A 12,967-nucleotide genomic window follows, 5' to 3' on the forward strand; every position below is an offset into this window, starting at 1 on the left:
TGAATTAATGAGTAAATAATTTGAGCACCTGTCCACTTAACACGGCGGGCGGGTCCGTGCCAACCGTGGTCGATTCAACATGTTTTTGAATCCCATACGCTTATTAGGGTAACGTGTTGTTCCTCCCAGATCAACACGAAGTTGATTCATGGCGCAATATTTGTTAAAACTGGAACATTCTGACGGGGTTTTAAGACGAAATCGGCACATTCCTTGAGAATTCCCCTGGCGCGGTGTTTCTAGCCCGCTGTTACAATTTGTTGCCACAGATACTAGTTAGCCACTGGCCCCGCGCCGCCAACCGGACTACCATACGATCATGCGTCTCAGAGTCCCTGACACGCACCACCGACAGTCAAACAACACGAGGTATCGAACATGAGCCTGCACACCAAAATTATCGCGGCCGCCCTTTGCGTCAGCGCCCTGCCGTTCGCACAAGTTGCCAGCGCCGCCGATTTCGAAGATTACGGCCGCGTGGTGCGCGTCACCCCGCAGGTCGAGCAGATCAACCGTCCACGCCAGGAATGCCGTACCGAATATGTGCAAGTCCAGCAGCCGCCTCCACAGCGCGGCGTCGGCGGCGCCATCATTGGCGGCCTGATCGGTGGCCTGGCCGGTAACCAGGTGGGCGGCGGCAGCGGCCGCTCGGCAGCCACCGCAGCGGGCGCCATCGCCGGCGCCGTGATCGGCGACCGTACCGAGAACTCGAACAATTCCGGCAACGGCGGCTACCAGGAACAGCAAGTCAAGCAGTGCCGCACGGTCGATCACTGGGAATCGCGTACCTCCGGCTACCAGGTCACCTACGAATATCGCGGCCGCAACTACACCGACGTGATGTCGTACGACCCCGGCGAACGCCTGCGCCTGCGCGTGGCGATCGAGCCGATGCAGCGCTAATCCCCACCACCTTCCCGCAACACGCATGCCGTACCACTTGGGGTCGGACCCTGTCCAGGGTCCGACCCCGGTCTGCTTCAAGGGTCCCATGCACATACGGCTTGCCGCTGGCGTCGCCCACGCGGGATAATGCGGCTTCATTCCCGCCTTATCGACCAACCCGCCCCCATGCTGATCAAACGTAAATCCATCGAAAAAGAAGAATCCTCCCGCCCGGCGCGCAAGCCCAAGTTTGCGCCGGTCACGCTGTCCGAACAGGACGGCGTGCGCTACCTGCATTTCGGCACGGAGTGGGTGCAAGGCGCGATGCGGATCCGCAAGCCCAACTGGCCAGAGCTCGAATACGCACAGCAGATGATGGCCGCCATGCTGTGGCAGGAACAACCGCGCCACGTGGCCCAGCTGGGCCTGGGCACGGCCACGCTCACCAAGTTCAGCTACGTCACGTTCCCGGCAGCCACCATCACGGCGGTGGAGCTCAATCCATCGGTGATCGCCATTTGCGAGTCGATGTTCAAGCTGCCGCCAAACGACGCGCGCCTGCGTGTGCTGGAAATGGATGCGCTCGACTTCGTCAACGACGAGGCCAATGCGGACACCATCGACGCCCTGCAAGTGGACCTGTACGACGCCACCGCGCGCGGCCCGGTGCTCGACACCGCCGAGTTCTACCAGGCGTGCAACCGCTGCCTGCGGGACGATGGCATCATGACGGTGAACCTGTTTGGCGACCATCCGAGTTACGCGCGCAATATCAAGGCCATCAAGTTCGCGTTCGCGCAGGTGATTTGCCTGCCGGAAGTCCATGACGGCAACGTCGTGGCAATCGCCTTCAAGCGCCAGCGCTTGATCGACATCGAAGCGCTCACCGCGCGGGCGGCGCAGATTTTTGCAGAGACCAAGCTGCCGGCCAAGTCGTGGGTCAAGGGCATTACCGCCAGCCTGGCGAAATAAGCAGTAATGCAGCAGCGGCGCCGGAACGGTCCGGCGCCTAGCCAGTGGGAGCTACGCATGGCCGCACCGCTCGATCTGCAAGATATTTATAACTGGCTGCTGGCCGACAACATGGTGCGCAAGAGCGAGATCAATACGCTCTACGCCCACAGCCAGGCCATCATGAAGAACAGCCCGATGCACCCGCTGTGCGCGGTGGCCCACGGCAAGCTGCTCTCGGCCCAGCCGCCGCACAAGCTGCTCACGCTCGACGCCCTGTGCGAGTGGATGGCCCAGCGCCACCAGTTGCCGTTTATCCGCATCGACCCGCTCAAGATCGATTTTACGAAGGTGGCCGACGTGATGTCGGCCAGCTACGCGGCGCGCTTTCACATCCTGCCGGTGGAACTGACGCCAGACACGCTGGTGGTGGCTACCTGCGATCCGAACGCCACCGAGTGGGAAGCGGAAATCGCGCGCCTGTCGCGTCGCTCGATCCGCCGCGTGATCGCCAATCCGCTCGACATCGCCCAGTACACCACGCAGTTCTTCAGCCTGGCCAAGTCGATCAAGAAGGCAAATAAAAGCAACAGCAACGAACTGGCGCTGCGCAACAACTTCGAACAATTGGTCGAGCTGGGCAAGGCCAGCAAGCAGGTCGATGCCAACGACCAGCACGTGATCAACATCGTCGACTGGCTGTGGCAATACGCGTTCGAGCAGCGCGCGTCCGACATCCACCTCGAACCCAAGCGCGACATGGCCTCGATCCGCTTCCGCATCGACGGCGTGCTGCACCAGGTGTACCAGGTGCCGGCGGTGGTGATGATCGCCATGACCGCGCGCATCAAGCTGCTGGGCCGCATGGACGTGATCGAAAAGCGCCGGCCGCAGGACGGCCGCATCAAGACCCGCACTGCCGGCGGCCAGGAAGTGGAACTGCGCCTGTCCACGTTGCCCACCGCGTTCGGCGAAAAACTGGTGATGCGTATTTTCGATCCCGACGTGGTGGTCAAAACCCTGCCGGAACTGGGCTTCCCGGTGGACGACGCCGCGCGCTGGGACAGCCTCACGCGCCGTCCGCACGGCATCATCCTGGTGACCGGTCCCACCGGCTCGGGCAAGACCACCACCCTGTACACCACGCTCAAGGCGCTGGCCACGCCGGAGGTCAATGTGTGCACGGTGGAAGACCCGATCGAGATGGTGGAGCCGGCCTTCAACCAGATGCAGGTGCACCCGGCCATCGATCTGACCTTTGCCGACGGCGTGCGCGCGCTGATGCGGCAAGACCCGGACATCATCATGGTCGGCGAGATCCGCGATCTGGCCACGGCCGAAATGGCGATCCAGGCCGCGCTCACCGGCCACCTGGTGCTCTCCACCCTGCACACCAACGACGCGCCGTCGGCGGTGATGCGGCTGCTGGAACTGGGCGTGCCCTACTACCTGCTGGAGGCCACGCTGATCGGCATCATGGCGCAGCGCCTGGTGCGCACGCTGTGCGACAACTGCAAGGCGCCCGACGGCGAACTGGCCGACGACCTGTGGCACAGCCTCGGCGGCGCCTGGAATATGCCCAAGCCGGCCGCCATTTATCGTGCGGTGGGCTGCGCCGAGTGCAGGCAGACCGGCTACAGCGGCCGCACCGGCCTGTACGAACTGCTGACGGTGAGCGAGCCATTCGGCGAACAGATACGCGCGGCAACCGACGTCCACGCGCTGCGCCGCCAGGCCATCGCCGACGGCATGAAACCGCTGCGCATCGCCGGCGCGCTCAAGATCGCCGAAGGCGTGACGACAGCGGACGAGGTGCTGAAGGCGACGGCGGCGTTGACCAACCAGTCGAACAATGCTGCCGCCGTCAAATCCGTCCAGCCGGAAAATACCGCCGCCATCAAATCCGTCATTCCCGCGAAGGCGGGAATCCATGGAACCTGAGCGCCGAGCAAGCGCCTCGCGAAAACGCCATCAAAAAACACCTTGGCAGCAACCGCCGAGCTGTATATAATACGGCCTCTTTCGGGGGTCGTTAGCTCAGCTGGTAGAGCAGCGGACTTTTAATCCGTTGGTCGCAGGTTCGAATCCCGCACGGCCTACCACCGAATTCAAGCAGCATCAGATCAAGGTTACCCGCACTATGCGCGTAGCCTTTTTTTGTATTCGCGCACAGCCATCATGCCCACCACGCTCACCCACCTGTTTGACAAGCCCGCCCGCCACCAGCCTGTCGTGGCGCAAAACGCCATCGCGCTGACCGCAGGCCTGGGCATCGATGGCGACGTCCACGCCCACAGGCTCAGCCCGCGCCAGGTGCTGGTCACGCTGACTTCCGAACTCGACGCGCTGGGACTGGCGCCGGGCGCGCTGTACGAAAACCTGGTGATCGAAGGCGCCGCGCCCGAAGATTTCTGCCCCGGCAGCGCCATCGTCAGTGGTGACGTCGAAATCCGCCTGACCATGTACTGCGAACCGTGCCAGCGCATCGCGCCGCTGGTCGGCAACCTGGGGGCCATGGTCGGGCGGCGCGGCATCCTGGGCGTGGTAGTCCATGGCGGCACGCTGCACACGGGCGATGCGGTCTCGCTGATACCGGGGCGCTACCCACCGCTGCCGGCATCGGTACAGCAAAAGTTCCGTGACTTTATTGCGACCATTCCTGAAGGTCGCGTGGTACGTTACCGCGATGTCACCATGGCCATCGGCGTCGATGACAGCTTCGTGCGCGCCCTGCCCGGCTACATCAAACGCAACCTGGACGCCGGACTGCCGCTGCACCGCATCGTCAACGCACGCGGGCAGTTGCTGGCGGCGCTGCCGCAGCAGGCCAGCATGCTGGCAGCCGAAGGCGTACCGTCCGATGGTGCGGTCGATCTCGAGCGTTTTCTCTGGCGGGGCTGAAACTGGCCGTTACGATACCAGCCAGCGCACCCCGCCCGTTACCGACAACTGCGCCCAGACCGGGCCGATTGACAGCCCCGACAGTATTGGTCACTATCGCCTTTTAACTTCTTTTGGGCGACTGTTTTCATGACCATACCGCGTCTTTCCGTTCTTGCCTTTGCCCTTGCCACCGCACTTTCCGGCGCAGCCCACGCCGCCCATGCAGCCCCGGAAGCACCGGCAGCCACGCACGCCAAGCGCGCCATCACCCACGAAGACGTGTGGCTGATGAAGCGCGTGGGTGCGCCGACCGTCAGCCCGGACGGCAAGTGGGCGGTATTTTCCGTCACCGATCCGGCCTACGACAGCAAGGACCAATGGTCGGACCTGTGGATCAAGTCGCTCAATGACGACAGCGCGCCACGGCGCCTGACCTTCAGCAAGGGCGGCGAAGGCGCCGTCAACTGGTCGCCCGACAGCCGCCAGCTGGTATTTACCGCCAAGCGCGACGGCGACGACACCAGCCAGATCTACCGCATCGACATCGCCGGCGGCGGCGAGGCCCAGCGCCTGACCACCCTCACGCTCGGTGCGCGCACGCCCAGGTTCAGCCCCGATGGCAAACAGCTGCTGTTCGTCAGCGACGTCTTCCCCGGTGCGGCCAGCGAAGAAGACAACAAGCGCATCGCCAGGGAACGCAAGGACCGCAAGTACAACGTGCGCGCCTACGAGAGCTTCCCGCCGCGCTTCTTCGACAAGTGGCTCGACGATAAAAAGGTGCGCCTGTTCGTGATGGATGCCACCGCCGGCGCGGGTATGCCACCTCCACGCGATGTACTGGCCGGCACCAAACTGGCCGAGCTGCCAGGCTTTGGCGGCGGCCAGGGCGACGACGGCCAGTCGCTCGACGCCGTCTGGTCCGAAGACGGCAGGACCATCGTGTTTACCGCCTCGACCAACCGCGACGAAGCGGCGCGCGCGCCGGGCTACACGCAAATCTTCGCGCTGCCGGCAGCCGGCGGCGAAGTGCAGCAACTCACCCAGGACAAGCACAGTTACAAGGCGCTCAAGTTCAGCCGCGACGGCAAGACCCTGTTTGCGCTGACCGAAGAGGAAGCACCGGGCAAGGTGTACGACGTCACCCGCCTGGCCAGCCTGGCCTGGCCGGTGACCAACCCGGTACCGAAAATTCTGACCGCTTCGCTTGACCGCTCGATCTCGCGCTTCGCCCTGCCCGATGGCGCCAACCGCATCGTGTTCAGCTACGAGCACGCGGGCCTCGAGCAGCTGCATTCGATCAAATACGATGGCAGCGACCTGCGCGCGGAGAGTTCTCCTGCCACCGGCGCCATCGGATCGTTCAACGCTGGCGGCAAGGCCGTGGTGGGCGTATGGGAGTCGGCCATCAATCCGCCGGAGGTGTATTCGTTCACCGGCACGCCTGGTGGCCAACCCAAGCGCCTGACGTCATTCAACGTCGAGCGGGCAGCTGCCATCGACTGGCAGGCGCCCGAGCACTTCTGGTTCAAGGCCAGCGACGGCCGCATGATCCACAACATGATCATCAAGCCGGCCAACTTCGACCCGACCAAAAAATATCCGCTGTTCTCGGTGATCCACGGCGGCGCGGCCAATATGTGGCGCGACCAGTTCGTGCTGCGCTGGAATTACCACCTGCTGGCCAAGCCGGGCTACGTGGTGCTGCTCACCGACTACAAGGGTTCGACCGGCTACGGCGAAGAATTCGCGCGCGCGATCCAGGGCGATCCATTAAAAGGTCCGGCCGAGGAACTGAACGAGGCAGTGGACGAAGCGGTCAAAAAGTACAGCTACATCGACGGCAGCAAGCTCGCCGCCGGCGGCGCCAGCTACGGCGGCCACCTGGCCAACTGGCTGCAGGCCACCACCACGCGCTACAAGGCGATCGTCTCGCACGCGGGCGAAATGGACCTGATCATGCAGTGGGGCACCAGCGACAGCATCTACGGGCGCGAAGTCAACAGCGGCGGACCGGTGTGGGAAAACCTGCCCGTGTGGCGCGACCAGAGCCCGGTAATGCAGGGCGGGAACCATGCCAAGGGCACGGGCTTCACCACGCCGATCCTGATCTCGGTGGGCGAGCTCGATTACCGGGTGCCGGCCAATAACGCGCTGATGAACTTCGCCACCCAGCAGCGCCTGAACGTGCCGAGCAAGCTGCTGGTCTTCCCTGAAGAGAACCACTGGATCCTGAAAGGCGAAAACAGCCGCTACTTCTACAACGAAGTACACGGCTGGCTGGCGAAGTATCTCAAGTAAGCCGGCCAGCGGCGCCCCGCTGCGGGGCGCCCTGGTGTGTGCCATTCATCAGTTGAAGCTCAGGCCACCCGCATTGGCGTTGGTCAGCGTCTTGGCCTTGAAGTCGATCGTGAAGCGGTCGCTCGGCTTGGCCGAACCGAGTCCCTTCAGGATCGCGAACACCTGCTTGAACTGGTTCTGAAACAGCACGTTGACCGGGTTCTGGTCAGACGGCAGGTCGCCGATCTTGATGATCGCCGCCGGCGATGCGGGGAATGCACCCATCAGCACCTTGTACTGCGCCACCCGCTGCGCCCCCATGTCGCGCAACGCCAGCTCGCCGGCGTACACGGTGCGATGGAAGTCGCCGTAGAACTCGTAGGCCGAGATCTTGGCGAAGTCGTCCAGTTTCAGTCCGGCTGCCGTGGCCAGCTTGTCGGCCCTGGCGGTGGCGTCGGCCCAGTCGGTCTTCAGCTGGCTCGCTGCCACCACGGTGCCCGACGGCGTACCCTTGGCGGCGCAGCTGGCGGTGAGCGGCAGCACGCCGGCATTGTCCTTCAATTGCGCCAGCGTGACCTTGGTTTGCAGCTGCGAGAGGATCAGCATCTGGCGCGCGTCGAGCGCCATGGCCGCCTCCTTCATCTCGCACGGCCAGTAATCGTTCATGAAGCGCAGGCGCGACAGTTCGCCGAAATAGGTGCGGGTGAATTCACCGTAGGACTTGCTGTCGAGGATGCTGCGGTTCCAGCGCTTGGCCACGTCGGCCGTGGCGGTGCTGCCCTGCAGGTAGTCGTATTCCACCTGGTAGTAGGGGAACAGTTCGTTGTAACCCTTGACCACGTCCAGGCCCACGGTCTGCACGTCCACCTTATCCTGGTCGAGCACGGTGACGATCTTGTAGGCCGCTCCGAACACGGCCAGCGACGGCGACTGCACGTTGACCAGGTAATTGCCGGCGCTGTCCTGGTAGTCGTTGGTGCCGTTGAAGTGCATGTGGCCGCCCATGTGCAGGCGCAGCCCGGTGCTGGCCACAGCGCTGGTGGTGGCGGCAGCAGGCATGCGCGTGACCTGGAACGCGCCCGGCTTGAACACGGTCTTCATGGCGTCGGTCTGGTTGGCGTAAAAGTCCATGGTCGGATAGTGCGAGAACGAGATCACCTGCTTGCCCTGCGCCTTGGCGCGCGCCATCACCGACGTGATCCACTCCATCTGGTGGGTTTTATGGGTCAGCATCTTGTTCCAGCCGGCGTCGCCGGCGTTGTCGAAGCCCTTGAAGGACTTTGGATTGGCCGGGTCAAACTTGGCATTTGGCACGTGGACGTTGACGTCGAGCGACAGCAGCCACAAGCCCTTGACCGGTTCCACCAGGTAGGAAGCGTCGACGATGCTGGTGCAGTTGGTGTACGTCTTGCCGGCCACCTTGTACTTGCCGCCCTCGCCCTCGGTGCAGATCTCGAACTGGCGCCTGGCCACGTCGCTGGCAGCCTGCGCTGCCTCGTACGTGTACTTGCCGTCGGCGTAGGCGGTAAACGGGGTTTCCCAATGCACGTCGCCCTTGTTCGGCATGTAGCCGAAGTCGCCCAGCTTGGCCAGCAGCTTCTCGTAGCCCTGCTCCACCATCGCATTGGTGCACACCACCGTGCTGTCGCCGGCCTTGCAGGCAGCTGCGCCGGTGGCGTACACCTTCTGCTCCTTGCCGTCCTTGGTGAGGAAGTCGTTCTTGCCCGCCTCGTCGTCATCATACGGCTCGTTCGGATCGTGGTTGCCGGGGGCGATAAAGAAGCGCATGCCCTTGGCCTGGTATTCCTTGAGGATGTCGGTGATGCCGTCGATGTTGATCGGCTGGGCGTCGTCGGAGATGTCGCCGGGCAGGCCGACCAGGCGGACGTTCCTGGCATACGCGTCGTCGAGCGCGGCGCGGAAGGCGAAGTAGTTTTCGTTGAACAGGCGGGTGGACGTCAGTTCCGCATACATGGTGCGAATGGTGGCGTTGCGGCCGTCCTTGGTCGGAATGCCGGCAAACCTGGTGCTTTTCAGATCGCCATAGACGTTCTCGAAGTGCACGTCGCTCATGAAGGCGACGCTGGGCAGCGCCGGGTCTGCCGCCACCGGTGGCGTGGCCGGTTTGCTGTCGTTGATGTTGTTGATGTTGTCGCTGCTGTCGCTGCCGCAGGCGGCCAGCAGAGCCGCCAGCAACGATGCCGACAACAGCTTGGCGGGAAACTTCGGGTTCATGCTCGCTCCATACTGTTAGTTATGGAGCAGCATTGTCACATCCAAAAATGACAGCTTGAAGACAAGCGGGCGCTGCCAGCAACAAGCGCTTGTTTAGTCAACGATATTAAACTGCTACAGAAAATCCATCGTCGTTTGACCGTCGCATTTTCACGATGCAATACTGAAAAAGCACTGTGAACCAGCGGGACCGCCAGAGTCCCGCCCGCAGCGATAACAACCACAACGACAACAATGATGGAGACAACATGACCTTCGCAACGCGAAAAACCCTCGTATGCCTGGCGGTGGCCGGCGCCTGGACTGCAACAGCCCTGGCGCAGGAAGCGCCCAAGGACAGCGGCAAAGTCGAAGAGGTGGTGGTCAGCGCCACCCGCTATTCGACCTCGCTGCTGAAAACCCCGGTGGCGGTATCGGCCTTCAACCAGGACTACCTGGACAAGCAGGGCGTGACCAGCATCTCCGACCTCTCCGGCGACATCCCCAACGTGGTGATGAATCCCAACCTCAACGGCGCGGTGCAGATCACCATCCGTGGCGTGACCTCCAACGACACGTCCGAGATCAGCAGCCCGTCGGTGGGCTACCACGTCGATGGCATGTACTCGCCGCGTCCACAAGGTGCGCAGGCATTGATGTTCGACCTCGAACAGGTGGAGGTGCTGCGCGGCCCGCAAGGCACGCTGTTCGGCCGCAACTCGACCGCCGGCAGCATCAACATCATCACCGCCAAGCCCGACTTTTCCGGCAACTACGGCAAGGCGCAGATCGACCTGGGCAACTACAAGAAGCGCCAGCTCAACGTGATCCAGAACATCGCCGTCAACGACTCGCTGGCGCTGCGCGCCACGTTCATGAAGGTGCTGCGCGATGGCTACGCCAACCAGACGTCGGATACCACCGAAGCCAACTTCCCGGCCCAGGGCTGGGTACCGAACGGCATTCCCGATGTCGACCAGCGCAACAACCGCAAGGTCGATAAAAGCGACTACTACACCAACCAGAAGGAATGGGCGGCCCGCCTGGGCGCGCGCCTGAAGGTGAATAAGGACGTGACCTTGCACGCGGCCTACGAGCAGTACCAGGATTCCGGCGCCGGAGGTTCGTCGTTCCGCGACTGCGACGCCTCGGCCGGCACAAAATACGACTGCAATACCATCAAGGTGGGTACCGGCGGCGGCAAGTGGGACCTCAACGTGAACGTGCCGGGCAGCGTGGACATGACCATGAAAACCATGCGCAGCGGGATCAACTGGAAGCTCAACGACAACACCGAATTCGACTACAACTTCGCCGGCTCCCTGATGACCACCGACCGCCTGGAAGACGGCGACCGTGGCATGTCGTACTCGCAGCCGTGGCAAACCCAGGGCCTCAATACGCTGCCGCTGCCGGCCGGCGGTTCGTGGGGCACCAACCCGCTCAACGACTGGCACAGCCGCACCCAGGATGCGCACTACTGGTCCACAGTGCACGAGGCCCAGCTCAAGCAGCGCATCGGCAATGTGCAGTACGTGGGCGGCCTGTTCTCGATGAACGAACACAATCGCCTCAAGTTTGAAAACTTCTTCAACTTCCAGAACCCGTACGGCGATCCGGTCTCGGTGTTCTACAACCAGAAGAACCAGCAGATCAAGGCGCGCGCCGCCTTCCTGCAAGCCGACTGGCGCGCCATGCCGAGCCTCACGCTCACCGCGGGCGCGCGCTATAGCAAGGACACCCAATCGACCAACGGCGACGTGTACGGCAGCTGGGACAGCGCCACCAGCGGCTTCTATTACAACGGCCTGTTCAATCGCGGCACACCGGGCACACCGGGCTACCTGCCGCACATCGAGAGCACCAATCTCACCGACGCCATGGGTTCGACCGGCGGTACGGCGGCCTATGCCCGCTATGGTGCGCCATCGACCAACGAGAACGAACAAAGCTGGCGCAAGATTACCTGGCGCCTGGGCGCGACGTGGGACATCTCGCCGTCGCAGATGACGTACGCGTCGGTATCGACCGGCTACAAGGCTGGCGGCTTCGGCGACAAGAACGACACCTGCGGCTACAAGCGCTGCGCCGACGGCACGCGCGGCCAGGTCACGTACCTGCCGTATGGTCCGGAGAGCCTGATCAACTTCGAGTTGGGTTACAAGGGCCGCTTCCTCGACAACCGCGCCACGCTGGCGGTGACCGCCTTCTACATGCGCTACAAAGACATGCAGCAGACCGGCAACTACGCGGTGGGCACCATGATGACCGACGACGGCCTGCCCTGCCCGGTCAACAACCCCACCTGCAATATCTACAGCGCCTGGCATACGGTCAACCTGGGCAAGGTCGATATCCCGGGCCTGGAAGTGGAGTGGACCTACAAGCCGATCAGCACCATCAAAATCGGCGGCAATATGGCGTTGATCAATACGAGCATCCACGACATGCCGCTCAACGAGGACAGTTACAACTGCTTCGCCCGCAGCGAAATTGGCGTGCAACCGTGCCCGGAACCGAGCACCAGCACCGATCCGCGCTACGCCGGCAAGCGGCTGTACAACATCAACGGCAACCACCTGCCAAACACGCCGCCGGTCACGCTGAGCCTGAACTACTCGCAGTACTTCAACCTCGACAATGGCTACACGATCTCGCCGTACGTCAAGGCCAACTGGCGCGCCAAGTCCTACTTCACCATCAACAACCTGGACATGGACCACGTGGGCCTGTACCAGAAGCCGTACACCACGGTGGACGCGCAAGTGCGCATCGATACGCCGGAGCGCAAATGGCACTTCGAAGCGTACGTGCGCAACCTGACCGACCGCCACGCCAAGGTAGCCGGCGATTCGGCCAACGGCGGCTACATGACGGCCTGGTTCATCGAGCCGCGCATGTTCGGTGTGCGTGCGGGCCTCAGTTACTAACCGGGCCCACGATCGTCATAATGCTGACAGGCGAAAAAAAGGGCCGGTAAGACCGGCCCTCGTTTCAGCGCATTCTGCGCATTACGCTGCGGATTATTTCACGCGCAAAGAGTTTTGCACGTCGTGCACGCCCTTGACGCTACGGGCCACGGTGGCAGCCTTGTCGGCTTCAGCTTGCGATGGCACGAAGCCGCTCAGCGACACTTTACCGTTGTTGGTTTCCACTTTGACGTCCAGCGACTTGAGCGATGGCTCGGCCATCAGTTCGGTCTTGATCTTGGTGGTGATGACGGAGTCGGCAACCGCGTCCTTGGCCAGCTCGGTTTTCGAGCGGGCTTCGCAGCTGGCCTTGTCGGTGCCGGTCATGTTGTTGCAATTGATGCCGGTCTGAGCGATGTCAGCCGATTGCTTGCCAGCCTTGGCATCGTTGATGGCAGCGGTTTGCTGCATCTTGGCGGTGCTCTTGCAGCTGTCCTTGTTGGCGCCGGTCATGGCGTCGCACTTTTCTTCGTCCAGTTCATAGCGGGCGTCGGCCACGGCGATGCGGGCTTTTTCGAGCGAGTTCTTGTCGCTCTTGAATTTGGTGGTGGCGTCGAGCTCAGCCTGCTTTTGATCGAGCTTGGCTTGTTCTTCGCAGATGTCCTTGGCGTTGCCCGATTGCGTATTGCAAGCGGACTTGGCGGTTTTGTAGCTGGCTTCGGCGCGATCGGTGGCGGCCTTGTAGGCGACGGTATCAGTTTTTGGGGTAGCAGCGAAAGTCATGCTGGTGGCGCTAGCCAGTACCAGGAAGAGCAGCTTGTTCATGATATGTCCCTCTGTGTTGTGGT

The 12,967-nt window shown here is 62.6% G+C and carries 8 protein-coding genes and 1 tRNA gene; 7 read left to right on the forward strand and 2 right to left on the reverse strand.

The window, feature by feature from the left end:
• The first annotated feature begins 378 nt into the window (after positions 1-378).
• The 6 genes from J2X54_RS20715 (at position 379) to J2X54_RS20740 (ending at position 7,017) form a co-directional block, all read left to right on the forward strand.
• Positions 379-903, forward strand: coding sequence for a glycine zipper 2TM domain-containing protein (locus J2X54_RS20715; RefSeq protein WP_310183175.1), 525 nt, complete (start codon positions 379-381; stop codon positions 901-903).
• 168 nt (positions 904-1,071) lie between these two features.
• Positions 1,072-1,857, forward strand: a complete 786-nt coding sequence (locus J2X54_RS20720; RefSeq protein ID WP_310183176.1) for a spermidine synthase — start codon at positions 1,072-1,074, stop codon at positions 1,855-1,857.
• A gap of 57 nt (positions 1,858-1,914) precedes the next feature.
• The gene (locus J2X54_RS20725; protein WP_310183178.1) at positions 1,915-3,777 is read left to right on the forward strand and encodes a GspE/PulE family protein; all 1,863 of its coding nucleotides are present in this window, start codon (positions 1,915-1,917) and stop codon (positions 3,775-3,777) included.
• An 85-nt stretch (positions 3,778-3,862) separates the two neighbouring features.
• Positions 3,863-3,938: transfer RNA gene (locus J2X54_RS20730), tRNA-Lys, on the forward strand.
• A 76-nt stretch (positions 3,939-4,014) separates the two neighbouring features.
• Complete coding sequence (locus tag J2X54_RS20735; RefSeq protein ID WP_310183181.1) at positions 4,015-4,737, forward strand: MGMT family protein; 723 nt, start codon at positions 4,015-4,017, stop codon at positions 4,735-4,737.
• A gap of 129 nt (positions 4,738-4,866) precedes the next feature.
• Positions 4,867-7,017: a S9 family peptidase gene (locus tag J2X54_RS20740; protein WP_310183183.1), complete on the forward strand. Its 2,151-nt coding sequence runs from the start codon at positions 4,867-4,869 to the stop codon at positions 7,015-7,017.
• 48 nt (positions 7,018-7,065) lie between these two features.
• On the opposite strand, the gene J2X54_RS20745 is transcribed toward J2X54_RS20740, so the two are convergent.
• Entirely contained in the window at positions 7,066-9,231 is a 2,166-nt protein-coding gene (locus tag J2X54_RS20745; RefSeq protein WP_310183186.1) for a metallophosphoesterase, read from the reverse strand.
• A gap of 248 nt (positions 9,232-9,479) precedes the next feature.
• Between J2X54_RS20745 and J2X54_RS20750 the strand changes: the two genes are divergently transcribed.
• Positions 9,480-12,140 (forward strand): TonB-dependent receptor, encoded by a 2,661-nt coding sequence (locus J2X54_RS20750; protein WP_310183189.1) that lies wholly within the window; start codon positions 9,480-9,482, stop codon positions 12,138-12,140.
• A gap of 93 nt (positions 12,141-12,233) precedes the next feature.
• Here the strand turns inward: J2X54_RS20750 and J2X54_RS20755 are convergent, their stop codons facing one another.
• Entirely contained in the window at positions 12,234-12,944 is a 711-nt protein-coding gene (locus J2X54_RS20755) for a BON domain-containing protein (RefSeq protein WP_310183192.1), read from the reverse strand.
• Positions 12,945-12,967: the final 23 nt, after the last annotated feature.

This window comes from Duganella sp. 3397 (assembly GCF_031456625.1).
Lineage (GTDB): Bacteria > Pseudomonadota > Gammaproteobacteria > Burkholderiales > Burkholderiaceae_D > Rugamonas > Rugamonas phyllosphaerae.